The sequence below is a fragment of the Pelomonas aquatica genome (genome assembly GCF_026712205.1).
Taxonomy (GTDB): domain Bacteria; phylum Pseudomonadota; class Gammaproteobacteria; order Burkholderiales; family Burkholderiaceae_C; genus Pelomonas; species Pelomonas aquatica.
This window is the reverse complement of sequence record NZ_JAPPUW010000002.1, coordinates 83,967-107,382: the sequence shown is the minus strand read 5'-3', so window position 1 is coordinate 107,382 and position 23,416 is coordinate 83,967. Positions and strand designations below refer to the sequence as shown.

24 protein-coding genes are annotated in these 23,416 nt (G+C 71.1%); 4 read left to right on the top strand and 20 right to left on the bottom strand.

The window, feature by feature from the left end; genetic code table 11:
- Positions 1 to 16: 16 nt before the first annotated feature.
- Positions 17 to 1,012 carry an NF038122 family metalloprotease gene (locus tag NYP07_RS02825; RefSeq protein WP_268147199.1) on the top strand — a complete coding sequence of 332 codons (996 nt, stop codon included), beginning with the start codon at positions 17 to 19 and terminating at the stop codon, positions 1,010 to 1,012.
- Here NYP07_RS02825 and NYP07_RS02820 read toward each other — a convergent pair.
- From NYP07_RS02820 to NYP07_RS02790, 7 genes are read right to left on the bottom strand one after another with little or no spacing between them, the layout of a single operon-like run.
- Positions 1,009 to 1,377, bottom strand: a complete 369-nt coding sequence (locus tag NYP07_RS02820) for a c-type cytochrome (RefSeq protein ID WP_268147197.1) — start codon at positions 1,375 to 1,377, stop codon at positions 1,009 to 1,011. The genes NYP07_RS02825 and NYP07_RS02820 overlap by 4 nt on opposite strands.
- Positions 1,378 to 1,415: 38 nt before the next feature.
- Positions 1,416 to 2,837: an amidohydrolase family protein gene (locus tag NYP07_RS02815; RefSeq protein ID WP_268147195.1), complete on the bottom strand. Its 1,422-nt coding sequence runs from the start codon at positions 2,835 to 2,837 to the stop codon at positions 1,416 to 1,418.
- 28 nt (positions 2,838 to 2,865) lie between these two features.
- The gene (locus NYP07_RS02810; protein WP_268147193.1) at positions 2,866 to 3,699 is read right to left on the bottom strand and encodes a phosphodiesterase; all 834 of its coding nucleotides are present in this window, start codon (positions 3,697 to 3,699) and stop codon (positions 2,866 to 2,868) included.
- A gap of 14 nt (positions 3,700 to 3,713) precedes the next feature.
- A complete protein-coding gene (rocF, locus tag NYP07_RS02805; RefSeq protein ID WP_268147191.1) occupies positions 3,714 to 4,634 on the bottom strand; it encodes an arginase in 921 nt (306 codons plus the stop codon).
- Entirely contained in the window at positions 4,631 to 5,509 is an 879-nt protein-coding gene (locus tag NYP07_RS02800; RefSeq protein ID WP_268147189.1) for an LOG family protein, read from the bottom strand. Before NYP07_RS02800 ends, rocF begins: the two co-directional genes overlap by 4 nt.
- Before the next feature lie 26 nt (positions 5,510 to 5,535).
- Positions 5,536 to 6,510, bottom strand: a complete 975-nt coding sequence (locus NYP07_RS02795) for a GGDEF domain-containing response regulator (RefSeq protein ID WP_268147187.1) — start codon at positions 6,508 to 6,510, stop codon at positions 5,536 to 5,538.
- A 22-nt stretch (positions 6,511 to 6,532) separates the two neighbouring features.
- On the bottom strand, positions 6,533 to 7,291 hold the full coding sequence (locus NYP07_RS02790; RefSeq protein ID WP_268147185.1) for a HesA/MoeB/ThiF family protein: 759 nt from the start codon (positions 7,289 to 7,291) through the stop codon (positions 6,533 to 6,535).
- Between the two features lie 82 nt (positions 7,292 to 7,373).
- On the opposite strand from NYP07_RS02790, the gene NYP07_RS02785 reads away from it, so the two are divergent.
- On the top strand, positions 7,374 to 8,555 hold the full coding sequence (locus NYP07_RS02785) for an MFS transporter (RefSeq protein ID WP_268147183.1): 1,182 nt from the start codon (positions 7,374 to 7,376) through the stop codon (positions 8,553 to 8,555).
- A gap of 22 nt (positions 8,556 to 8,577) precedes the next feature.
- Here the strand turns inward: NYP07_RS02785 and NYP07_RS02780 are convergent, their stop codons facing one another.
- The 3 genes from NYP07_RS02780 to NYP07_RS02770 all read right to left on the bottom strand — a co-directional run bounded on the left by NYP07_RS02780 (position 8,578) and on the right by NYP07_RS02770 (position 10,634).
- Complete coding sequence (locus NYP07_RS02780; RefSeq protein ID WP_268147181.1) at positions 8,578 to 8,880, bottom strand: type II toxin-antitoxin system RelE/ParE family toxin; 303 nt, start codon at positions 8,878 to 8,880, stop codon at positions 8,578 to 8,580.
- Entirely contained in the window at positions 8,877 to 9,107 is a 231-nt protein-coding gene (locus NYP07_RS02775) for an addiction module protein (RefSeq protein WP_268147179.1), read from the bottom strand. The genes NYP07_RS02780 and NYP07_RS02775 overlap by 4 nt, the downstream gene beginning before the upstream one ends.
- Positions 9,108 to 9,203: 96 nt before the next feature.
- Entirely contained in the window at positions 9,204 to 10,634 is a 1,431-nt protein-coding gene (locus NYP07_RS02770) for a S41 family peptidase (protein ID WP_268147177.1), read from the bottom strand.
- Positions 10,635 to 10,917: 283 nt separating this feature from the next.
- Here NYP07_RS02770 and chrA point away from each other — a divergent pair, with 283 nt between their 5' ends.
- Complete coding sequence (gene chrA / locus NYP07_RS02765; RefSeq protein WP_268147174.1) at positions 10,918 to 12,279, top strand: chromate efflux transporter; 1,362 nt, start codon at positions 10,918 to 10,920, stop codon at positions 12,277 to 12,279.
- Positions 12,280 to 12,614: 335 nt separating this feature from the next.
- Here the strand turns inward: chrA and NYP07_RS02760 are convergent, their stop codons facing one another.
- From NYP07_RS02760 to NYP07_RS02725, 8 genes are all read right to left on the bottom strand, one after another.
- Complete coding sequence (locus NYP07_RS02760) at positions 12,615 to 13,568, bottom strand: cation diffusion facilitator family transporter (RefSeq protein WP_268147172.1); 954 nt, start codon at positions 13,566 to 13,568, stop codon at positions 12,615 to 12,617.
- A gap of 92 nt (positions 13,569 to 13,660) precedes the next feature.
- Complete coding sequence (locus NYP07_RS02755) at positions 13,661 to 14,377, bottom strand: MgtC/SapB family protein (RefSeq protein WP_268147170.1); 717 nt, start codon at positions 14,375 to 14,377, stop codon at positions 13,661 to 13,663.
- A 2-nt stretch (positions 14,378 to 14,379) separates the two neighbouring features.
- Complete coding sequence (locus NYP07_RS02750; protein WP_268147168.1) at positions 14,380 to 15,717, bottom strand: carbohydrate porin; 1,338 nt, start codon at positions 15,715 to 15,717, stop codon at positions 14,380 to 14,382.
- 42 nt (positions 15,718 to 15,759) lie between these two features.
- Positions 15,760 to 17,409 carry an NRAMP family divalent metal transporter gene (locus NYP07_RS02745; RefSeq protein WP_268147166.1) on the bottom strand — a complete coding sequence of 550 codons (1,650 nt, stop codon included), beginning with the start codon at positions 17,407 to 17,409 and terminating at the stop codon, positions 15,760 to 15,762.
- A 27-nt stretch (positions 17,410 to 17,436) separates the two neighbouring features.
- Positions 17,437 to 17,574: a hypothetical protein gene (locus tag NYP07_RS02740; RefSeq protein WP_268147163.1), complete on the bottom strand. Its 138-nt coding sequence runs from the start codon at positions 17,572 to 17,574 to the stop codon at positions 17,437 to 17,439.
- Between the two features lie 174 nt (positions 17,575 to 17,748).
- Positions 17,749 to 17,922 carry a hypothetical protein gene (locus NYP07_RS02735; protein WP_268147160.1) on the bottom strand — a complete coding sequence of 58 codons (174 nt, stop codon included), beginning with the start codon at positions 17,920 to 17,922 and terminating at the stop codon, positions 17,749 to 17,751.
- Positions 17,923 to 18,244: 322 nt separating this feature from the next.
- Positions 18,245 to 19,045 carry a class II glutamine amidotransferase gene (locus tag NYP07_RS02730; protein ID WP_268147158.1) on the bottom strand — a complete coding sequence of 267 codons (801 nt, stop codon included), beginning with the start codon at positions 19,043 to 19,045 and terminating at the stop codon, positions 18,245 to 18,247.
- A 133-nt stretch (positions 19,046 to 19,178) separates the two neighbouring features.
- Complete coding sequence (locus NYP07_RS02725) at positions 19,179 to 20,039, bottom strand: LysR family transcriptional regulator (RefSeq protein WP_268147156.1); 861 nt, start codon at positions 20,037 to 20,039, stop codon at positions 19,179 to 19,181.
- A gap of 74 nt (positions 20,040 to 20,113) precedes the next feature.
- Between NYP07_RS02725 and NYP07_RS02720 the strand changes: the two genes are divergently transcribed.
- Positions 20,114 to 21,076, top strand: coding sequence for a DMT family transporter (locus NYP07_RS02720; RefSeq protein ID WP_268147154.1), 963 nt, complete (start codon positions 20,114 to 20,116; stop codon positions 21,074 to 21,076).
- Here NYP07_RS02720 and NYP07_RS02715 read toward each other — a convergent pair.
- Together NYP07_RS02715 and NYP07_RS02710 are read right to left on the bottom strand one after the other, a co-directional pair.
- On the bottom strand, positions 21,024 to 21,818 hold the full coding sequence (locus NYP07_RS02715) for a type 2 periplasmic-binding domain-containing protein (RefSeq protein ID WP_268147152.1): 795 nt from the start codon (positions 21,816 to 21,818) through the stop codon (positions 21,024 to 21,026). The genes NYP07_RS02720 and NYP07_RS02715 overlap by 53 nt on opposite strands.
- A 49-nt stretch (positions 21,819 to 21,867) precedes the next feature.
- A complete protein-coding gene (locus tag NYP07_RS02710; RefSeq protein ID WP_268147150.1) occupies positions 21,868 to 23,412 on the bottom strand; it encodes a glycine betaine ABC transporter substrate-binding protein in 1,545 nt (514 codons plus the stop codon).
- Between the last annotated feature and the right edge of the window lie 4 nt (positions 23,413 to 23,416).

Sequence of the window (23,416 nt, the reverse complement as noted above, 5' to 3'; positions counted from 1 at the left end):
GGCGTGGAGGGATTTCATGAACCGCAACCGCAAGCCTTTTTCCGCCTCGACCGGCATCCGGGCCGCCCTGTCCGCCGCGGTGTCGGCCGTCGCGTTGACCTGGGCCCTGCCGGCGCATGCCAACCTGGTGATCACGCCGATCTTCGATACGACCATCACCGGCGATGCCAATGCGGCCGCCATCGAAGCGGTCATCAATTCGGCGGCCAGTTTCTACGACAACGTCTTCACGAACCCGATCAATGTATCGATCAAGTTCCAGGAGGGCGGCGGCCTCGGCGGGAGTTCGTCCTACGTCTTCCAGGCCCGCTACCAGAATTTCATCAACAGCCTGATCGCCGGCAGTTCAGGCGATGCCACAGACACCACGGCCCTGGCTCATCTCCCCGGCGGGGCGACCAATCCCGTGACGGGCAGCAATTTCGTCATTGTTAAAGCCGCCAACCTCAAGGCGCTCGGCTTCTCGGTCGCCACGCCCGGTGGCCTGGACGGCACCATCACCGTGAACACGCATCTGACCGACGTGGGCAGTCCCGGCACCACCGGCCAATACAGCCTGCTGGCGGTTGTCGAGCACGAGATCGACGAGGTGCTGGGCCTGGGTTCGGACGTGGGTCAGACGGGATTCTTCGCGGACCCCGCGACGGAGGATCTGTTCCGCTACGACGCTGCCGGCAACCGCACCTATGCGCCTCACGCCTGCGGCGGCGAGCCGGCCGCCTACTTCTCGCTGGACGGCAGCACGAAGCTGGCCCAGTTCCACAACTGCAGTGACGGTGCCGACTACGGCGACTGGGCCAGCAACCCGCTGCCGACCGGTGCCGTACCGCAGGTGCAGGATGCCTACGCTACGCCGGGGTCGCATCCGACGCTGAACCGGTATTCACCGGAAGTCGTTGCGCTGGACGCCATGGGCTACAACCTGACCAAGGTGCCCGAGCCCGGCTCGCTGGCGCTGGTGCTGGGGGCCTTCGCGGCGCTGTTCGCGGCTCGCCGGGGGCGGCGCGCCTAGTCTTTTGCGTTGGCCAGCGTCTTCAGGAAGGCGATGACGTCGGCGCGCTCACCCGCGTCGGCCAGGCTGATGCCCATGGCCTGGCCGGGCACCAGGGTCTCGGGGTCGGCCAGCCAGCGGTCGAGGTTGGCCTCGTTCCACCTGAGGCCCGATTTCTTCAGCGCGGCCGAGTAGCCGGCATAGCCCTTGGCCGTGCCCGCCAGCCGCCCGAACACGCCGCGGTGGGCGGGGCCGACGCCGTTGAAGTCCGGCGAGTGGCAGGCGGTGCAGCGGGCCTGGTAGATGGCCTGGCCGCGGGCCGGGTCGGGCGCGGCCGCGGCCGCCTGTGCGGCGAGCAGGGCGAGCAGGGCGAAGGTCTTGTCCATGCCAGCACTACCCTGGCAGGGCGGGCTTTATTCCGCCGTCAACGCAGCCCCACCTGGCCCTTCCATGCATTCAGGATCCTGGCCCGGTCCCAGGCCCGCCCGGCCTTCATCGTCCAGGCCACGTCCGGCAGCGCCGGCCTGGCCGCGTCCAGCGGCGCGGCGAAGGCGATCAGGTCGGCGCGCAGGCCCGGCGCGATGCGGCCGATGTCGGCGCTGCGGCCGAGATAGGTCGCGCCGTTGGCCGTCATGATCTTCACGGTGGCGGCGGCATCGAAGCCGGCCTCGCGCAGCAGCTCGAACTGGCGCAGCGAGGAGTATCCCGGGATGACGCCGCCATAGCCGGTCGGGTCGGTGCCGGCGACGAGCAGGCCGCCGGCGTCGGCGAACTGCTTTTCCCACGCCATGTCCTTGGCCAGCACGCGGCCATAGGCATTGGGGCCGCCGCGCTGGATGGCCGTGTAGCGGGCCACGTACTGCTCGCGCAGCTGCGGCATCAGCAGGTCCAGCGCCGCGGCCGGGGCCATGGGGCGGCCGTGGGAGAAGGTCTCGAAGACGGTCAGCGTGGAGGTCAGCGCCACCTTGCGGTCGATCAGCCGGCGCTGCAGCGCGGCCATGCGCGGGTCGTCGACGGCCAGCGCGTCGAGCGAGCGTGGCACGGCGTCGCCGGCCGGGCAGGCGTCGGGCTGCTTGCTGTCGACGAAATCGCTGGACGCGAAGAAGCCGTGCTCCAGGTTGTCGATGCCCATCGTGGCGGCCTCGGCATAAGTGACGGCGCAGAGGTGGGCCGTCACCCTTGCCTTGCGCTCGTGGGCGGCCTCGACGATGGCGGCGAGCTGCTCGCGCGTCAGGTGCATATAGCCCTTGTAAGACGTGGCGCCGACGTCGGCCCAGTAGCCGACCTGGCGCACGGCGTCCTCCGCGCTCGCGAGCCGCGGCACCTGGGCGACGAAGGCCTGGATGCCGTTCAGGAAGGGCGCCGTCACGTCCATGTCGGGGCCGACGGCCCGGCCTTCGCGGATGTCCTTCCAGGTGTTGAGGTCGGCATAGGGGCTCATGCTGCCGGCCGTGCGCAGCGTCGTCACGCCGCCGGCGAGATAGAGCAGCGGGAAGCTCTGGAAGAAGGCGCCGTAGCTGCCGCGCTCGGTCGGGTAGAAGAGGTGTTCATGCAGCAGCACGAAGCCGGGCATCAGCGCGCCGCCGGCCAGGTCCTTGACGAGGGCGCCGGCGGGCGCCCTCAGCTCGGCATCGGGCTTCACGTCGGCGATGCGGCCGTCGCGGATCAGCACGCTCATGTGCTCGCGCGGCGCACCGCCGCTGCCGTCGAAGAGCTGGGCGTTGCGCAGCAGCGTGACGGGAGCCTGGAAGAGGGTGTAGCGCTCGGTGTCGCCGGGCGGTTGCGGCGTTTGCGCGAAGGCCTGGATGGCCAGCATGAGGGCAAGGAGGGCAGGCGGCTTCTTCATGCGCCGCATCCTCGCACTTGGCCAGCGCCTAGATATCCGGGATGACCTCGGGGTTGCCCGCCTGCGCCAGATGCGTGACCGGTTCCAGCCCCGGCCCCCAGGCGTGGATGAGCCAGCCCGGCGTCTCCAGCGCCACGCCGAGCGGTGCGTCCGGCGCGAGCTCCAGCGCGATCTGGTGGGCCGTGGACGGTGCGCTGACGACGCTCGCATGCGCGATGCGGCCCAGCGTCATGCGGTGCAGATGGCCGCAGACGACGCGCAGCACCTGCGGGTGGGCGGCGATCAGCGCCTCGAAGCCGTCCAGGCCCTGCTGCAGCGCCATCGCGTCCATCGCGGCCAGGCCGGTGGCGTGGGGCGGGTGGTGCAGCGCGACGAGGGTGGGCATGGACGGGCGCTCGGCCAGCAGCGCGCGGGCCTGGTCCAGCCGCGCGTCGTCGAAGCCGCCCTGGGGCTGGCCGGGCACGAGGCTGTCGAGCACGACGAGGCGTAGCGGGCCGGGCAGGTCCAGCGCGTACTGCAGGGCGGCGGCGCCGGGCTCGCCGCAGTGCACGCCGGGCAGGTCGGCGAAGGCCGCCTGCAGCGGGCCGCGCGCGTCGTGATTGCCGGGCAGCAGCGCGAGCGGCAGGCCGGCATCGGTCAGCGGCGCGAGCAGCGCGCGCAGCTGGGCATATTCGGCCGGATGGCCGGCGTCGACGAGGTCGCCGCTGATCAGCACGGCCACGGGCCGCGGCCGGATCTGCAGCACGCGCTCGACGGCATGGCGCAGCGCGGCGGCGGTGTCGACGCGGCCGCAGATCAGCCGGCCCGGCTGCGTGATGTGCGGGTCGCTGAGCTGGACGAGCAGATAGGGCGTGGCGTCCATGGCTCGGTTTGCGCTTATTTGCGCATCAGCGTGCTCTTGCCGAACAGGCTTTCGATCAGGTCCAGCGCGACCAGGGCCGTGCGGTTCTTCTCGTCCAGCGCCGGGTTCAGCTCCATCAGGTCCATGGAGGCCATGCGGCCGGTGTCGGCGATCATCTCCATGCAGAGATGGGCCTCGCGGTAGGTCGGGCCGCCGGGCACCGTGGTGCCGACGCCGGGCGCCATCACCGGGTCGAGGAAGTCGACGTCGAAGCTGACGTGCAGATGGGTGTGGTCGTCCAGCGTGGCCAGGGCCAGCTCCATCGTGTGGCGCATGCCCATCTCGTCGATGAAGCGCATGTCGAAGACTTCGAGGTCCTGCTCGTGCACGAAGCGGCGCTCGCCTTCGTCGACGCTGCGGATGCCGATCTGGCGCACCCACTTCGCTTGAATGGCCGGCACCTGGCCGCCGATCTCGATCAGCTCCTGCGGCCCGAAGCCGCACAGGCAGGCCACGGGCATGCCGTGGATGTTGCCGCTGGGGGTCAGCACGCTGGTGTTGAAGTCGGCGTGGGCGTCCAGCCAGAGCACGCGCAGCTTTTTGCCGGTGTCGCGGCAGTGGCGCGCGACGGCGCTGATCGAGCCCAGGCCCAGGCAGTGGTCGCCACCCAGCAGCATGGGCATGCGGCCGGTCTTCAGCTCGGCGTAGACGGCTTCGTGCACGGCCTGGTTCCAGGCGACGACCTCGCTGAGGTGGCGGTAGCCTTCGACCGGCGGCAGCCAGGGGTTGGCCGGGCCGCTGAGGTTGCCGCGGTCGACGACGTCGACGCCGCGCGCGCGCAGCGCCTCGGCGAGGCCGGCCACGCGCATGGCCTCGGGGCCCATGCTGGCGCCGCGGGCGCCGGCGCCGATGTCGGTGGGCGCGCCGATCAGGGAGACGTTTCTGAGCTGGGTCATAGCGTGGGCGTGGTGGCGAGTTCGTATTCGGTTTCGAGCAGGGTCCAGGCCTCCTCGGCCGTCTCGACGTAGTGGAAGAGGCGCTCGTCGCCCGGGCTGATCATGCCGGTGTCCAGCAGCAGGTCGAAGTTGATGAGCCGGCTCCAGAACTCGCGGCCGAACAGCAGCACGGGGCGGCGGCGGCTCTTGCCGGTCTGCATCAGCGTCATGCTCTCGAAGAGTTCGTCCAGCGTGCCGAAGCCGCCGGGGAAGCAGACCAGCGCGACCGAGCGCATCAGGAAATGCATCTTTCGCAGCGCGAAATAGTGGAAGCGGAAGCACAGCTCCGGCGTGATGTAGGGGTTGGGGCGCTGCTCGTGGGGCAGCACGATGTTCAGACCGATGCTCTTGCCGCCGGCCTCGAAGGCGCCGCGGTTGCCGGCCTCCATGATGCCGGGGCCACCGCCGGTGACGACGTAGATGGGCTGGCCGCGCGCGGCCGAGGCTTCGGTGATGAGCCGGCCGAGGCGCCGCGCCTCCTCGTAGTAGCGGCTCATGTCGAGCTGCATGCGTGCGCGGCGGATGGCGCCGGACTCGCCGCCGCCCTCGGCCAGGGCCAGGCGCTGCTCGGCCACGTCGCGCGGCAGGATGCGCGCGCTGCCGAAGATGACGACGGTGCTGCGCACGCCCTGCTCGGTCAGCTGCAGCTCGGGCTTGAGCAGTTCCAGCTGCATGCGCACCGGGCGCATGTCGTCGCGCAGCAGGAAGGCTTCGTCCTTGAAGGCGAGCTCGTAGGCGCTGCCGGGGCCGTCGTAGTCGGGGTGCGGGACGAGGGTCTCGCATTCGTCCTTGGCGGACGGGAAATTGCGGGCGGTGAGGTCGAGGCGGCGGTTCATGGGCGGGGCGGTCGTTGGGGGCGCACTCACAGGCTGACGAAGCGGTTGCGCCCCTGCGATTTGGCGAGATAGAGGCCCTCGTCGGCACGCTGCAGCAGCGTGGCGGCGGGCGTGGCGCTGCCAGGGTCGCAGGTGGTGATGCCGCCCGACAGCGTGACGTGGGCGGCGACCGGGGAATCGGGATGGGGCAGGGCCGTCGTCTCGAAGATGCGCGTGATGGCGTGGGCCAGCGTGCGCGCACCGGCGCGCGGCGTGTCCGGTAGCACGAGGGCGAATTCCTCGCCGCCGTAGCGGGCCACGGAGTCCATCGGGCGCCGCGCCAACTGCCTCAGCAGCGCGCCGACGTGACGCAGGCATTCGTCGCCCGCGTGGTGGCCGAGGCCGTCGTTGTAGCGCTTGAAGTGGTCCACGTCGCAGAGCATGACGGTCAAGGGCATGCGGTTGCGGCGCGACAGCTCGATGGCCACGTCGAGCTGCTCGTCCAGGCCGCGCCGGTTCAGCAGCCCGGTCAGGCCGTCGTGCCGGGCCTGGCGCAGCAGCTCGACGTTGGCGCAGCGCAGTTCCTCCGACAGCGCCTCCAGCTGCGAGCGCATGTCGCGCAGCCGGCGCATCGCGTGCAGCTTGGCCTCCAGCACGACGGGGTGGACCGGCTTCAGCAGGTAGTCGTCGGCGCCCGCGGCGATGCCGGCGGCAACGCTGGTGGCCTCGCCCAGCGCCGACAGGAAGATCAGGGGCGTCCAGCCGCGCTGGTCGCGCTCGCGCACCTGGCGCGCCAGCCAGCAGCCGTCGAAGCCGGGCATGTCGACGTCGCTGAGGACGAGGTCGGGCCGGTGGCGGTCGAAGAGCTCCAGCGCCCATTGCGCATCGCAGGCCTCGATGACCTGATGGCCCAGCCGGTCCAGCTGGTAGGCGATGCTGCCGCGCACGGCCTCGTCATCGTCCACGACCAGGATGCGCAGCGAGGCGGCGGGTTCTGCGGGTGCGGGGCTGGCGGCGGGCATGTGGGGCGGTCTCTCGCGGCGATTATCGGCCGCGCCTGCCGGCGCAGACCGCGCAGTCGGGGTCGCGCCGCAGCGCGATCTCGCTCCACTGCATGCGCCGCCCGTCCAGCATCAGCAGCCGGCCGGCCAGCGGCTCGCCGATGCCGGCCAGCAGCTTCAGCGCCTCGGCCGCCTGCACGCTGCCGACGATGCCCACCAGCGGCGCGAACACGCCCATCGTCGCGCAGGCGGCGTCCTCGAAGCCCGACTCGGGCGGGAACAGGCAGGCGTAGCAGGGGTGCTCGGGCGAGCGGCTGTCGTAGACGCTGACCTGGCCGTCGAAGCCGATGGCCGCGCCGGAGACCAGCGGCCTGGCGTGGCGCACGCAGGCCGCGTTGACGAGGTGGCGGGTCGCGAAGTTGTCGCTGCAGTCGATGACGACGTCGACGCGCGGCAGCTCCGCGTCGAGCAGCGCGGCGTCGGCCCGGCGCGCCAGCGGGCGCACCTGCACGGCCGGGTTCAGCGCGGCCATGCGGGCGGCGGCGGACTCGACCTTGAGGCGGTCCAGGCTGCCCATGTCGTGGGCGATCTGGCGCTGCAGATTGGTCAGCGACACGGTGTCGTGGTCGACCAGCGTGATGCGGCCGACGCCGGCCGACGCGAGGTAGAGGGCCACCGGCGAGCCCAGGCCGCCGGCGCCGACGACGAGGGCGCCGGCATCGAGCAGGCGCTGCTGGCCCTCGATGCCGATGTCGTCGAGCAGCAGATGGCGGGAGTAGCGCAGCAGGTCGGCGTCGTTCATGGCGCCAGGATAGTGCCTGCCTGCGGCCGCGACAGGGGTGGGTCCTGCAAGGCTATTGGCAGGTCGTCACACTTGCCGCCCCATGAAGTCCACTCCCGCCCCTCATGCCGCGCCGGCGGTTCTCGGCCCGGCCCTGACCTTCCTGCTGGCCACGGCCACCGGCCTGGCCGTGGCCTCCATCTACTATGTCCAACCGCTGCTCGGCCTGCTGGCCCAGCAGTTCGGCGTCGGCAGCGCCACCATCGGCCTGCTGCCCACGCTGACCCAGCTCGGCTACGGCGCGGCCATCCTGCTGCTGTCGCCGCTGGGCGACCGCTACGACCGGCGCCGCATCATCGCGGTCAAGTCGGCCGCGCTGGTCGCGGCCCTGGCCTTTGCCGCGCTGGCCCCCAGCTTCGGCGCGCTGGGCCTGGCCAGCGTCGCCATCGGCCTGACAGCGACGCTGGCCCAGGACCTGGTGCCCGCCGCCGCGACGCTGGCGCCCGAGGCCGAGCGCGGCCGGCGCGTCGGCCAGGTCATGATGGGGCTGCTGCTCGGCATCCTGTTGTCGCGCGTGGCGGCCGGTTCGCTGGCGGCGCTGGCCGGCTGGCGCGCGGTGTACGCAAGTGCGGCGGTCGCCGTCGCGCTGCTGATCCCGCTGCTGTGGCGCAGCCTGCCGCGCTTCGTGCCGGCGACGTCGGCCGGCTATGGCGCGCTGCTGGCGTCGATGGCGGGGCTGTGGATGAAGCATGCGCCGCTGCGCCGTGCGGCTCTCGCGCAGGGGCTGCTGAGCGTGGCCTTCAGTGCGTTCTGGTCGACGCTGGCCCTGGTGCTGGCGGGGCCGGAGTTCGGCCAGGGCAGCGCGGTGGCCGGCGCCTTCGGCCTGGCCGGCGCCGCGGGTGCGCTGGCCGCGCCGCTGGCAGGCGGCCTCGCGGACCGGCGCGGCCCGCAGGCCGTCATCCGCGTCGGGGCGCTGCTGGTGCTGGCCGCCTTTGCCGTGCAGGCGCTGGCGCCGGCCTCGCTGTGGCTGATGGTGGTCGTGGCCGTCGTCTTCGACCTGGGCGTGCAGGCCGCGCTGGTCTCGCACCAGAGCGTCGTCTACGGCCTCGACCCCGCCTCGCGCAGCCGGCTCAACGCCGTGCTGGTCAGCTCGATGTTCGCGGGCATGGCGAGCGGCGCGGCGCTGGGGTCGGTGTTGCTGGCCTCGCTGGGCTGGCGGGCGGTGCCGGCGCTCGGGGCCATCGCGGCGCTGGGAGCATTGGCGGTCGCGCGGCCGAGGCCATAACGCTGCTTCTGAGCGAGCCGTGTTACGCGTCGCCGCGGGCAGGCCGTGTGCCGGGGTCTCGGTGCTGGTGGAAGCACGACAGCACGCTGATGACGCTGCCGTCCACGACGTAGAACAGCGAATAGGGGAAGCGACGCAGGTTGGCTTGGCGGATGGCCGGGTCGACCTCCGGATAGAGCAGGGGATTCAACCGGATGAAGCGTTCGACGCGCTCCAGCTCGGAAAAGAAGGCCTCGCCCTGGCGGATGGTAGGTTGGTCGTACCACGCGAAGGCCTCGGCGATCTCCGCTTCGGCGCGCGGCTTGAAGATCAAGCCGAAGCTCATGCGCGGGCGCCGAGCAGCTTGGTCTTCAGTTCCTGCAGGGTGATGCCGGGCTCGCCCGGATTGGCCCGGTGGTGGGTCAGGCGCGCGCGCAGTTCCGTGCGTTGGGCATCCGTGAGCTGCCGTGAGTCGGCCGTGTCGGCATCGGCGCTGGCAATCAGCGCTTCGCCCAGCTCGCGCTTCTCGGCGGGACTCAGTTGGATCAGCTCATCGGCCAGTTGTGCGCGCATGGCCGGATGGTAGCGCCGAGGTGCCCCGGCTGTCGTGCCGCAGGAAAGCAAACGGGCCTCTCACGAGGCCCGTTTCAACTCCAAACAAGCGTCGATTTATTCAGCCTTGGCCTCGGCCTTGCGTTCTGCCGCCGTCTTGGACGCGACGACCGGCTGGCCCTTGAGCTGGTTCAGGGCCTGCAGCAGCGGGAAGTCCTCGGTGGAGCCGAACTCGGGCAGGGGCTTGGGCGGCTCGGCGCGCTTGGCGAATTCGGCCTCCAGCTTGGCGCGGGCTTCCTCGCGGGCCTTCAGGCGGGCGGCGTCTTCCTCGGGGCCGTTGGCCAGGTGCTTCTCAAGGTCGGCCTCGCGCATGCGCAGCGCGGCGAAGACATTGCCCTCGGCGGTTTCGTCCAGCATGACGTCGGGCACGATGCCCTTGGCCTGGATGGAGCGGCCGCTCGGCGTGTAGTAGCGCGCGGTGGTGATCTTCAGCGCGGTTTCGGGGCCGAGCTGGCGCACGGTCTGCACCGAGCCCTTGCCGAAGGTCTGCGCGCCCATCAGCGTGGCGCGGTGGTGGTCCTGCAGCGCGCCGGCGACGATCTCGCTGGCGCTGGCCGAGCCCTCGTTGACCAGCACCACCAGCGGCACGGTCTTCAGCGCGACGGGCAGGTGCTTGAGCGGGTCGTCGCTGCTGCGGCGGCGGTAGTCGTCAGGACTGGCCTTGTAGCTGGCCTTGGACTCGGGCACCTGGCCGTTGGTGGACACCACCTCGACGTCGCGCGGCAGGAAGGCCGACGAGACGGCCACCGCGCCTTCGAGCAGGCCGCCCGGGTCGTTGCGCAGGTCCAGCACCAGGCCCTTGAGCTTGGGCTCCTGCTTGTAGATCTCTTCGAGCTTCCTGGCGAAATCGTCGACGGTGCGTTCCTGGAACTGGCTGACGCGGATCCAGGCATAGCCGGGCTCGACGATCTTGGCGCGCACGCTCTGGACCTTGATCTCCTCGCGGACGATGGTCACCGGGAAGCTGCGGTTCTCGGCCTTGCGGAAGATCGTGAGGCTGACCTTGGTGGCCGGCTCGCCGCGCATCTTCTTGACGGCCTGGTCGATGGTCAGGCCGCGCACGGCGGTGTCGTCGATGCGGGAGATCAGGTCGCCGCTCTTCAGGCCGGCGCGGAAGGCGGGCGAGCCTTCGATGGGGGAGACGATCTTGACGAGGCCGTCCTCCATGCCGATCTCGATGCCGACGCCGACGAACTTGCCGGTCGTGCCTTCGCGGAATTCCTTGAAGCTCTTCCTGTCGAAGAACTGCGAGTGCGGGTCGAGCCCGGACACCATGCCGCCGATCGCGTCGTTGATCAGCTTCTTCTCGTCGACGGGCTCGACGTAGTCGCTCTTGACGATGCCGAAGACCGCCGCGAGCTGCTGCATCTCTTCGAGCGGGAGGGGGGACAGGCTGCTGCGCGCATTGGCCTGGAGCTGCATCGTGGCGAGGGCACCTGCCACGGCGCCGAGGGCAACCCAGCCGGCGACTTTCAATTTGGAGCTCATGAGGCGAGTCCTGTGATCAACGAAATCCTGCCGAAAACAGCTTGACAGGTGAGTCGAGTGTAGCCCCGGGGGCTGGCGCCACTCGCCGATTTACCCGCCGGCAACCCTTCAATTCGGTGCCGAAGTGATGGAGTTGGCGTGGTGGCCGGGTACCGGAAGTCACTGCGGGCAACGCCGCCTCGCACCGGGCCGCCGTCGCCGATGCGCAGGGCCTGGTGCAGCCGGATCCGGCCGTGCAGGTGGCGGCGGGGGCAGGCCTGCGCAGCCCATGAAAATACCGGGCATGACTGAAGCCCCCGATCCCTCGGCCCGCCCCACCCCCGTGCGCTTCTGGCAGGCCCTGCGCTTCTGGCTCAGGCTCGGCTTCATCAGCTTCGGCGGCCCGGCCGGGCAGATCGCGATCATGCATGCCGAACTGGTCGAGCGCAGGCGCTGGATCAGCGAGCGGCGCTTCCTGCACGCGCTGAACTACTGCATGGTGCTGCCCGGGCCCGAGGCCCAGCAGCTGGCGACCTATATCGGCTGGCTGATGCACCGCAGCTGGGGCGGCATCGTGGCCGGCAGCCTGTTCGTGCTGCCGTCGCTGTTCATCCTGATCGGCCTGTCCTGGCTCTATGTCGCCCACGGCAAGCTCGTCGTCGTGGCGGGGCTGTTCTACGGGCTCAAGCCGGCGGTGACGGCTCTGGTCGTGCACGCGGCCCACCGCCTCGGCACGCGGGTGCTGAAGAACGGCTGGCTGTGGGGCATCGCGGCGGCGGCCTTTTTCGCGATCTTCGCCTTCGACCTGCCCTTCCCGCTGATCGTGCTCGGCGCGGCCGCCATCGGCGTTGTCGGCGGCAGCTGGGCGCCCGGCGTCTTCGCAACGGGTGGCAATGGCGGCAAGGCCGAGGCCGGCTATGGCCCCGCGCTGATCGACGACGACACGCCGCCCCCGCCGCATGCCCGCTTCTCCTGGGCCGGCCTGGCCCGCGTGCTGGGCATCGGCCTGGGGCTCTGGGGCACCGCGATGGCCCTGCTGGCCGCCCGCTTCGGCTGGGAGGGGGCGTTGACGCAGATGGGCTGGTTCTTCACGAAGGCGGCGCTGCTGACCTTCGGTGGCGCCTATGCGGTGCTGCCCTATGTCTACCAGGGCGCCGTCGAGCAGCACCAGTGGCTGAGCGGCACGCAGATGATCGACGGCCTGGCGCTCGGCGAGACGACGCCGGGGCCGCTGATCATGGTGGTGGCCTTCGTCGGCTTCGTCGGCGGCTGGACCCAGCAGGTGTTCGGTCCGGACGCGCTGTTCGCGGCCGGCGTTGCGGGCAGCGTGCTGGTGACCTTCTTCACCTTCCTGCCGTCCTTCGTCTTCATCCTGGCCGGCGGGCCCCTCATCGAGACGACGCATGGCAAGCTGAAGTTCATGGCGCCGCTGACGGCCATCACGGCCGCCGTGGTGGGCGGCATCCTGAACCTGGCCCTGTTCTTCGCCCTCCATGTGCTGTGGCCCGAGGGGCTCTCGGGGCGCTTCGACGCGGTGTCCGCCCTCGTCAGCCTCGCGGCGGGCATCGCGCTGTTCGGCTTCGATCTGGGCGTCATGCCGCTGCTCGGCGCCTGCGCCGTGGCCGGCTTGCTGCTGACGCAGATCGCGCCGGCCTTGCTGGGCTGAGAGCTTGAGAGTCTTTCACCTCTGCCCGCCTTGCACGCCAAAACAAAAGGGCTGCCGAGGCAGCCCTTGATGCGGTGTGGCGGCCCCTGGGCCGCCGGACAGGTCAGGCTGCGGCAGCGTTCGCGTTGCCGGCCAGGTCGTCGCGCAGCAGGCCCATCACGGCCAGGGTCGACAGCACGAGGGTCACGATCAGCAATTCCATGGTTTTCCCTTTCTTTCTTCCGTTGTTGATGTGAGTGAATATAAGGGTTATCACCTAGTCTTGCAAGCGAAATTCAAGGGTTAACCCTATTGCATGCATGACCTGACGTGAAAAGGCCGACCGCGCAATGCGGTCAAGCGCGCGTCGCGGCCGCGACCCCGTCGTGGTCCCCGTCCGGTCGGCGCCACGGGTCCACATGGGTCATCAGGTTCAGCACGCGGTGGCGCTGCAGCACGCGGCGCCGCGCTTCGACGGCGATCTCGTGGCCGGCCTCCACGGTCAGCGCCGCGTCCACCTCGATGTGGGCGTCCACGACGACCATGTCGCCCATCTTGCGGGTGCGGATGTCGTGCACGCCCATGATGCCGGGCGTCTCCACCAGCGTGAGGCGGATGGCCGCGACCTCCTCCTCGTCGACGGCCCTGTCCATCAGGTCGTGCAGGGCATCCCAGCCGAATTCCCAGCCCATCCGGGTGACCATGAAGCCGACGATGGCCGCGGCGATGGGGTCGAGGATGGGGTAGCCCGCGAGGTTGCCGATGATGCCGATGCCGACCACCAGCGAGGACGCGGCGTCCGAGCGCGCATGCCAGGCATTGGCCACCAGCATGCTGGACTTGACCCGCTTGGCCACGGCCAGCATGTAGCGGAACAGCAGCTCCTTGGCCGTCAGCGCGCCGAGCGCCACCCACAGCGCGGCCATGTGCACCTGCGGGATGGCCTCGGGCTGCTGCAGCTTGGTGATGGCCGAGCCCAGCATGCCCAGGCCCACGGCGAGCAGCAGCAGGCCCAGCACCAGCGAGGCCGCCGTCTCGTAGCGGTGGTGGCCATAGGGGTGGTCCGCGTCGGCGTCCTTCCGGCTGTGGTGGCTGGCCAGCAGCACGACGAAGTCGGCGATCAGGTCGGACAGCGAATGCACGCCGTCGGCCACCAGGCCCTGGGACTTGGTCAGCAGGCCGGCGGTGATCTGGGTCGACGTGAGCGCCAGGTTGACGATGACGCTGACCCAGGTGCTGCGGGATGCGGCGGCGGCGCGCTCGGCCGCGCTGTGTTCGGTGTCCTCGGAATCGTCGGGTATGGGCTGCATGGGGTGTGGGGGCTGGGCAGGTCGTCGATGTCGACCCGCCGGCGTAAGTGGTCAAGCTGAAACTGGCATGAAGGGCTCCGGCGGGCGGGCCCTCACTCCTCGGCGCTGGCGTTCCAGAACGCCTGGACCACGCCCGGCGTGGCCTCCAGGCGCGCGGTCACCTCGTCGAGCTGCTCAGGGACGACGGCGGTGGCGTAGAGCGTGGCCCCGATCTCGGCGTCGTTCTGGCCGAAGGGGTGCTGATCCACCGCGCGCGCCGGATAGCTCGCCTCCTCCAGCAGCTCGATCAGGCGCTCGTGCACCTCGGCCTGCCGGTCGCGCCCGCAGATCACATAGACCGTGTAGGTGGCCTCGCTGGATTCCTCCTCCACCGGCCGGCGGTTGATGCGGTTCGCCACCGGGCGCAGCAGCGTGTTGCTGGCCAGCACGAACAGCGAGGCCACGACGGCTTCGCCCAGCAGGTCCGCGCCGGCACAGGCGCCCACGGCCGCCGATCCCCACAGCGTGGCCGCGGTGTTCAGGCCGATGACATTGGCCCCTTCCTTCATGATCGCGCCGGCGCCGAGGAAGCCCACGCCCGAGACGACATAGGCCACCACGTGCACGGCGCTTGCGTTGCCGCCGAGCCGCTGGGCCATGTCCACGAAGACCGCCGAGGCCACGGCCACCAGTGCATTGGTGCGCAGCCCGGCCGTGCGCTGGCGCCATTGGCGCTCCAGCCCGATCAGCCCGCCGAGGGCGAAGGCGGCGCTCACGCTGAACAGGGTGTCCAGCAGCGACTCGAGGTTGAGGTTGTTCAGGGCTTGCATCGTCAATACTCCGCGTGCAGGCGCAATGCCAGGATCGACACCGGCCCGCGGTCGGCGTTGTAGGCCGGGTGGCGCACATGCTGGTAGTCGCCGGTCACGGACAGGAAGCGGCCCAGCGCAACCTTGTAGAAGACCTCGAAGACCTGTTCCGTCGCGTAGTGCGGCAGCATGCCGTCCCCGACCAGGATGCCGAGTCCGCCGGCCGCGAAGAACTGCCGTGCCGGGCTCGACAGGTCGTTGGCCGCCAGCGCCGCGCCCAGCGTGTGCTCAGGCTGCCGCCACAGGCCGCCCTTGAGCTGCAGGCCGGCCGCGACCGAGCGGTTGATGTCGGTGAAGTCGTAGGCCTCGGTGCGGCCATCGTTCCAGCTGTAGCGGACGAAGGCGCCGACGCCGTCGGCCAGTTCCTGCTCGGCATTGAAGGCCAGACCGTGCTTGCGCTGGAGCCGGCGCAGCGGCGTGAGGTCCGCCGGCATCTGGCCGCCCTGGGCCTGGCCGAAGGCGTCGGCATAGCTCGCCATGCGCGCCTCGGTCACGAAGCCCAGCAGCCGCGCTGCGCCCTGGCGGCCCATCCAGCGGAAGCGGCGCTCGGCCTCCAGCAGCCACTGGTGTTGACCGAAGCGGCCGTCCAGGGTTTCGCCGTTCGGCAGCTTGGACATCGCATAGAAGCCGGCCCGCAGCGACCAGTCGCCGCGGACCCATTCGGCCGTCGCGCCCGAGCTGAAGCCCCAGGAATCGGCGGCGTAGTCGAACGCGCCGCCGTCGATGATGGACCAGTTCAGGAAGTCGGCGCGCGGATCGTGGGCGTAGCTGTTGCCGTCGAACAGGTCGGCGACCGAGATCTTGCCCAGCGTCAGCGTGAGCCGCTCATCCGGGCGGGCGCCCGCCAGCTGGTTGGCGCCGGTTTCCACCCCGCTGGTCGCGTCGCCCAGCGCAATCGTCTGGCGCAGGAAGGCGCGGTGCAGGCGGCCGTAGACGCTGTCGTGGCCGACCTTGTAGGCGGCGCCGCTGGTGAAGCCGGCGACGCCCATCGTGTTGGCCAGGCCGTAACCCTGGTCGAGCTCGGGGTTGATATAGAACTCGCCGCCCTGCCACAGCCGCAGGCCGAGGAAGAGCGTGGCGTCCAGCGTCTCCTTGGCGCTTTCGCGCGGCAGCAGGCTGTTGGCGCCGGCATAGGGCGAGTTGAAGCCGCCATGCCTTTGCGTCGTGCTGGTGGCCTGCAGATGCCAGTTCCAGTCTTGCTGGCCCTGGCTGTCCTGCGCCTGGGCGATGGGGCTCAGGCCGGCGCCGAGGAGCAGGGCCGGCAGCCAGGCCGTCATGTTGAAGAGATTCGTCATCGTCATTTTTCGGATCGGAAACGGTGTGTGTGTGGTGTTCGATGTCGCTCAGGCCAAGGCCAGCTGCAGCACGCGCAGCACGACCATCGCGACGGCCAGCAGCAGATACAGGCGCAGCACGCCCATCCACAGCCGCGTCGTCGGCGTGAGTTGCGCCGGCCTCAGCAGATGCAGCGGCGGCATGCGCCATTGCTCCATCTGCCGCGGGCTGGCGGGCCGCGCATCGTCGCGCGGCCGGGGCAGGGCGGCCGCGCGATGGGCGCGCGTCGCCAGGGTCGCCAGGCCGATCAGCAGGGCCAGCAGGCCGCCGCCGACCAGTATCGCGACGATCTGGTCCTCGCCGATGTCGGGGAAGATCACCGCGGCCGTCAGCACGGTCGACAGGATCACCAGCACCGCGACGACGGCCGACGTGAAGGCATTGGTCCAGCGGCCGTTGACCCAGGGGCCCAGCACCTGGCGGTCGTTGCAAAGCAGCAGCAGGAAGACCGAGGCGCTGGGCAGCAGCACGCCGGCCAGGGTCTGCACGGCATTGGTCAGCAGGCCGAGCGGCACGCCGGGCAGCAGCACCAGGGCCGCGGCCAGCACGATCAGCCCGCAGTAGACGAGGTAGAAGCCCTTGGCCTCGCCCGGCTTGCGGTGCAGCGAATGGTTGACCGCCAGCACATCGCCCACCGCATAGGCCGTGGACAGCGACACGGCCGCCGCGCCGATCACGCTGGCGTCGATCAGCGCCAGCGCGAACAGCGTGCCCGCCCCATGGCCGTGGTACTGGGCCAGGCCCCGGGCCACGGCCAGCGCATCGCTGAACCGGCCCGCCTCGGGCTTGCCGGCAAAGCAATGGGCCACCAGGCCGATCAGCGCGACCGCGCCCAGCACCACCAGCACGATGCCCAGCCAGAGGTCCAGGCGCTCGTAGCGGATGAAGCGCGGCGTGATGCGCTTGTCGATGACATAGCTCTGCTGGAAGAACAGCTGCCACGGCGCGATCGTCGTGCCGACGATGCCGATGATGAGCAGCATCACGTCGCTGAGCCTGCCGTCCCTGGGCATCTGCACCGTGGCGAAGTCGCGCACCAGCTGGCCCATCGGCGGATGCACCATGACGAACAGCGGCAGCAGCACCAGGCTGCCCAGCACCAGGCTCAGGGCGAAGCGCTCGAAGCGGCGGAAGTCGCCGGTGCTGGCCGCCAGCATGATGAGCACGGCCGCGATGCCGACGCCCGGCGCGCGCGGAATGCCCAGGTAGTCCAGGCCGAGCGCGATGCCGATGAACTCGGTGACGAGGGTCAGCGCGTTCAGCAGGAACAGGTCGACGACGCTGAAGGCGCCCCAGAACCTGCCGAAGCGTTCGAGGATCAGCCGCGCATGGCCCACCCCCGTCACCGCGCCCAGGCGCAGCACCATCTCCTGGTTTACGTAGAGCACCGGGATCAGCAGCGCGAGCGTCCACAGCAGCGTGGTGCCGTAGTTCTGCCCGGCCTGGGCATAGGTCGAGAAGGCGCCGGCGTCGTTGTCGCCGACCATCACGATCAGGCCCGGCCCCAGGATGGCCAGCAGGGTCTTGAGGCGCCGCATCGGGCCACGCGCATGGCCGGCGTCGCCGAGCTTGATGGTCCCGAGCGCGCCGCGGATGTCGCCGACATGGGCAGCATCCAGCACGGCGCCGTTGCGGGGCGGCAGGGTCGTGGAATCCATGGGACTCTCCTCCTCCTCGCGGCGGGTTCAGCGGCCCGCACCGAGGCCGTCGACGAGCAGGCCGTAGGCCGGGCGCTGAGGCTGCTGGAGGGTCGGGCGGAGAGCGCGCCGGAGCAGGCGGCCCATGAAGCTGGCGGCGGCCAGCGCGTGGAACTTGAAGGTCATCGGTTTCTCCTGCGGCAGCACGGAGAAACCGTCGCGCTCAGGCGCGCGCAGCCCTCCGCGGCGGTGCCGGGTTCGGGATGGAAAGGGAAAGCGGGGTGGGGAGGGGCGCGCGTCGGCGCCAACTAGGGTCGGGGTCCATGCGTTCTCCTGTCGGTGTTGAATCGGGGCCGCCCGTCAGGCGGCCGTGCCCGGGCGCCCGGGCTGGGTCAGCCAGAAGGCGCGCAGCCGATGCGTGGGCCAGATGCTGGCGGCATCGATGCGGCTCCACGGCGCGGCGGCAGGCGGCGGCGAAGGCGCACGCGCGGGCGACGAGTGCTGGCCTTCGCGACGGGCTTGTTGGTTCGACATGGGCGGTTCTCCGGGGCAAGGCCGGCCACCACCATGCATGCACAAGGCAGAAGATCACGCGCTGACCAGCGGCGCGCTGATGCACGCCACGGGTCGGCAGCTTCAGTGAAACGAGGGAGAAGCAGGCCCTGGAACAGGGCGGGGCAATGGGCGCTCGGACCGCTCAGGTCGAACGCCGGGGAGTCGGCGTCAGACGGCTGGGCAGCTGGCGGCCATCACGGCTCGCTTCGATTCACTGCAACAACTGGCACTGTCCACGCACGGGGCTCCGAAGTTTGGATGTCAGGATTGTTGCACCGCAATATTGCGCATGTCAACGAAATCAGGCCGCGGCGCGGACGGCGACGCCTTCGCTCACATAGACGCAGTCGCCGTGCTCGAACACGCGCACCTCGCCGGGCGCGAATGCCTGCCAGGCTTCGCCATGGGTCAGGGGCTCGGTCGAGACCAGGGCCATGCGGTCCGCCGGGCCGTTGACGGTCGCGAGGTCGACGCTGAGATCGCCATCGCGCAGGCTGGCATGGCCGAAGGGCGGGCGGCGCTGCAGCCAGTGCAGCCGCGTGGAGGCGTGGGCCAGCATCGCGCAGCCGTCGGTCAGCAGCAGGTTGAAGCGGCCGTGCTCGGCGACTTCGTGGATCCAGGGCGTCAGCGTCGCCGCGAGTTCGGGCCAGTCGGGCAGGCGATTGTCGAAATGCTGCTGCAGCCGCTGCATCAGCCAGCAGAAGGCGCGCTCGCTGTCGGTCTGGCCGGCCGGCAGGAAGCTGCCGTCCAGCGCGGGACGGAAATCCTTCAGGTCGCCGTTGTGCGCGAAGACCCAGGTGCGGCCGGCCCAGTCGCGGCGGAAGGGATGGCAGTTCTCCACGGCGCGCTCGCCCTGGGTCGCCTTGCGGATATGGGCCAGGATGTTGCGCACGCGCACCGGCTCGTGGCCGAGGCGCCGGGCCAGTTCGGACTCGGCGGCAGGGCTGTCCTCGACGACGACATCGCAGCGCTCGCCGGCGTGGAAGGCAACGCCCCAGCCGTCGACATGGTCCGCGGTGCGCCCGCCGCGGGCGGCGAAGCCGCTCAGCGAGAAGGTGGCGGCGGCCGGCTGGCAGCTGTTGAGGGCGAAGAGCTCACACATCGGTCGGGGGCGGAAGCTGTCGGTGCAGGTTGCAACGCCGCCAGTCTGAGCGCGGATGACGGATTCGCCAACGAAGCATGCGTCATGAGCTTATTCGGCCGGCCCGGAGCGTGCGTAATGCGCACCGCGGGGCTCAGGCGCCGGCCTGGCGCAGCGTCTGCACCAGCATGCGCTGCAGGCTGTCGACGGCCTTGGAGCCGCGCGAGGCCTGGCTGCGGTAGACGGCGACCTGCATCGGCTCCAGCGGCCCGAGGCCGTGTTCGAGGCCGAGCACCTGCAGGTGCGGCGGCGCGCTGCACTGGGTCAGCACTGCGACGGCCAGGCCGCTCTCGACGGCGGCGATCTGCCCGGCGAGGCTGGAGCTGTTGTAGACGACCTTGTAGGGCCGGCCCTGCAGCGCCAGCGCATTGATCGCGCTGCGCCGGCCGAGGCTGGCCTCCTCGTAGACGGCGATGGGCAGCGGGTTGCGCTGCCAGACCTCGAACTGCGGCGAGCCGACCCAGACCATGGGCTCGTGGAAGAGCAGCGTGCCGCGGCGGGCGTGGTCGCGCGACACCAGCGCGAGGTCCAGCTCGCCGCGCGCCACACGCGGGATCAGCGACGTGGACTGCTCGCAGTCGAGTTGGATCTCCACGCCGCCGTGCCGCGGCGCGAAGCGCTTGAGCACCGGCGTCAGGTATTTGCTGGCGTAGTCGTCCGGCACGCCCAGGCGCACCAGGCCGCTGACGCCGTCTTCGCCCAGCGCCGCCTGGGCTTCGGCCTGCAGGTCGAGGATGCGCCGCGCATAGCCGAGCAGGGTCTGGCCCGCGTGCGTCAGCACCAGCCGGCGCGGGCCGCGGACGAGCAGGCGCTGGCAGACGGCCGACTCCAGCTTCTTGAGCTGCATGCTGACCGCCGACTGCGAGCGGTTCACCTCCGCCGCGGCGCTGGACAGCGAGCCTGCGTCGACGGTGGCGACGAAGCATTTCAGCCAGTCGATCTGCAGGTCGCGCATGGATTCGAAAACCGGATGATTGGTGGTCGAATTATCCGCTTTTCGTCGATGGCGCCGGCCTGCACATTGGCGCCATGAAAGCTGTTTCCTCCACCGTCACGCCCGGCCCGCTCGATGCGCGCGCCGGCGCGGTCATGACGCTGCTGTGCCTGATCTGGAGCCTGCAGCAGCTGTCGCTGAAGGCCATCGCCGCCGAGGCCAGCCCGATGCTGGTCGTCGCGCTCAGGTCGCTGGTCGCCCTGGTGCTGCTGGCGCTGCTGATGCGCCGCCGCGGCGAGAGGCCGGCGCGCCGCCACTGGCGGCCGGGCGCCGTGGCCGGCCTGCTGTTCGGGCTGGAATACCTGCTCGTGTCCGAGGCGCTGCGGCTGACGCAGGCCTCGCACGTCGTCATCTTCCTGTACACGGCGCCGATCTTTGCCGCGCTGGGCCTGCATCTGCGCCTGCCGGCCGAGCGCCTGGGCGGGCGGCAATGGGTGGGCATCGCGCTCGCGTTCGGCGGCATCGCGCTGGCCTTCCTGGGTGGCGCCCGGGATGAGTCAGGCGCCTGGGCGCCGCTGGGCGACGGCCTGGCGCTGCTGGCCGGCATGGCCTGGGGCGCGACGACGATCACGATCCGCTGCTCGGCGCTTGCCGCGGCGCCCGCCACCGAGACCCTGCTCTACCAACTGCTGGGTGCCTTCGGCCTGCTGCTGCCGGCCACTGCGATGACGCGGCAATGGCATTTCGAGCCCACGGCCGTGGTCTGGGCGCATCTGGGCTTCCAGAGCCTGGTCGTGTCTTTCGCGAGCTTCCTGACCTGGTGCTGGCTGCTGCGCCGCTACCTCGCGTCCCGGCTCGGCGTGTTCTCCTTCCTGACGCCGCTGTTCGGCGTCGTGCTGGGCGTGTGGCTGCTGGGCGAGTCGCTCGCGCCGGCCTTCGTCGCGGGCAGCGGGCTGGTGCTCGCCGGCATCGGCCTGGTCAGGCCGCCTGCCCGTCGCGGGCCGGTCAGAGCGGCCGTACGTTGCCGCCCAGGCTGCCCGGCGGGTAGCCGTCGTTGAACAGCTGCCAGACCCGGCCGGCCTTCGCGGCCTGGCCGAAGGCCTGGCGCAGCGTGCGGCGGTCGGCCTCGCCCAGGCGCTGGCGCGACAGGTAGACGCCGCTCTCGGCCCAGCCCAGCTCCTCCAGCGCCTCGCTGCGCACCTGCTTGAGCAGCGGGGCGAGGTCGGCCTCGGCGGCCAGCGTGCTGACGAAGGTGGCCGTCATCATGATGGTGGCCTGCGCGAGGCCCTGGCGCAGCGCGCGGGCCGCGCCGGCGACGTCAGCTTCCTCGACGAGGCGCTTGCGCTCGCGCAGCGTGGCCACTGCGGCGTCGTAGGCGGCGCCGAAGGTGAAGCCGCGCACGACGGCGAGCTTGAAGTCGGGCTGGGCGAGCAGTTCGGCCAGTGAGCGTGGCGCGGGCAGCTCGTGCGACAGCGTCAGCAGGCTGGCGCGCACCTGGATCAGCGGCACGAACTCGCCGTCCCGGTCACGCGCCGGCGAGGCCGCCGCAGGGATCAGCAGGTCGGCCTGGGCCGACTCGAACAGCTTCAGCAGCCGCGCCCGCGGCACGCGGTGGACCTGGAATACGCAGCCCGTGGAGGCGGCCAGCTCGCGCAGCAGCGCCGGGTAGATGCCGCCGGCGCGCTCGCCGTCGAAGCTGACGCTCAGGCCCAGGGGTGCCATCGGCACGTCGATGGGCCGCTGGCAACCGGCACCGGCCGGCGGCACCGCCAGCAGGACGGCCGCCCATGCGCCCCACAAGCCTGATCGCCAAATCGCGTTCATGCCCTTGCCCCCATCGTCCGCCGGCTCAGCCCCGGGTTGTTTGGGGCCTATTGTGATGCCGGCCCGCGGCGCGTTCCAGCAGGTCGAACAACAGCTGCACCAGCACCGCCAGCAGCGCCGCCGGCAGCGCGCCGGCCAGCATCAGCGCGCTGTCGTTGACGGCCAGTCCGGCGACGATGCGCTCGCCCAGGCCGCCGGCACCGACGAAGGCCGCCACGGTGGCGGTGCCCACATTCGTGACGGCGGCGGTCTTCACGCCGGCCATCAGCGTCGGCAGGGCCAGCGGCAGCTCGATGGCGCGCAGCGTCTGCCCGCGCGTCAAGCCCAGGGCCTGGGCCGCCTGCACGAGGCCGGCCGGCACGCCCTGCAGGCCGGCATGGGTGTTTCGCACGACGGGCAGCAGCGCGTAGACGAACAGGGCCAGCAGCGCCGGCACGAAGCCGATGCGGCCGACGAGGGCGATCAGGAAGGCCAGCAGGGCCAGCGAGGGCAGGGTCTGCAGCAGGCCCACCGCCGCCATCACCGGCGCGGCCAGGCGCGGCAGCCGGTGGGCCGCGATGCCCAGCGGCACGGCCACCGCCACGGCCAGCAGCAGCGAGGCCAGCACCAGGGCCAGGTGCTGGGCGAGCAGCCCGGGCAGGTCGGGCGCCAGCAGCCGGGCCAGCAGGCCGCCGCGTGGCGCCGCGGCCGGCGCGGCCTGGCCGAGGAAGCCGCGCGCCACGTCGGCGAACGGCCGCCCGTCCAGCTCGGCCGCCGCGTTGAGGCGGATCATGGCCGCCTCGGGCAGCCGGCCCGCCAGGCCCTGCAGCGGCTGCGCGTCCACCGCCGTCCGCATCAGCAGCACCGCGTCGTAGCGCGGGAAGAAGCCGCGGTCGTCGCGCAGCACGCGCACCGGCTGGCGCGCCAGTTGTGCGTCGGTCGTGTAGACGTCGATGAGGTCGACCTGGCCGCCGGCCAGCGCCGCATAGGCCAGGCCGTGGTCCAGCCCGGCGCCGGGCGCGAGCTTCAGGCCGTAGGCGCGCTGCAGCGCCGGCCAGCCGTCGGCGCGGGCGATGAACTCGTGCGACAGGCCGGGCTTCAGCGCCGCCGCCTTGGCGGCCAGGTCGGAGATCGTTGCGATGCCCAGTCGTGCGGCGTCGGCCTCGCGCATGGCCAGCGCATAGCTGTTGTTGAAGCCCAGCGGCACGGCGGCCTTCAGGCCCAGTGGCGCGAGCCAGGCGTTGAGCTGGGCCAGCGGTGCCTGCGCGTCGGCCGGCGCGTCGCGCCTGAGCAGCTCGCGCACGATGGTGCCGGTGTATTCGGGGTAGATGTCGATCTGGCCCTCGCGCAGCGCCGCGGCCAGGATGGCCGTGTTGCCCAGGCCCTGGCGGTGCTCGGCGGCGATGCCCTGGGCGGCCAGCGTCTGAGTGACGATCTCGCCGAGCAGATAGCTCTCGGTGAAGCGCTTGGAGCCGACGACCAGCGGCGCCGCTGCCAGCGGGCCCGCCAGCAAAGCCAGCAGCAGCGCGGCGACTCGGGCCGGCCACGACCCGCGGCGGGCCTGGCGGCCCGAGGAAGCATCGACTTGCATGCGG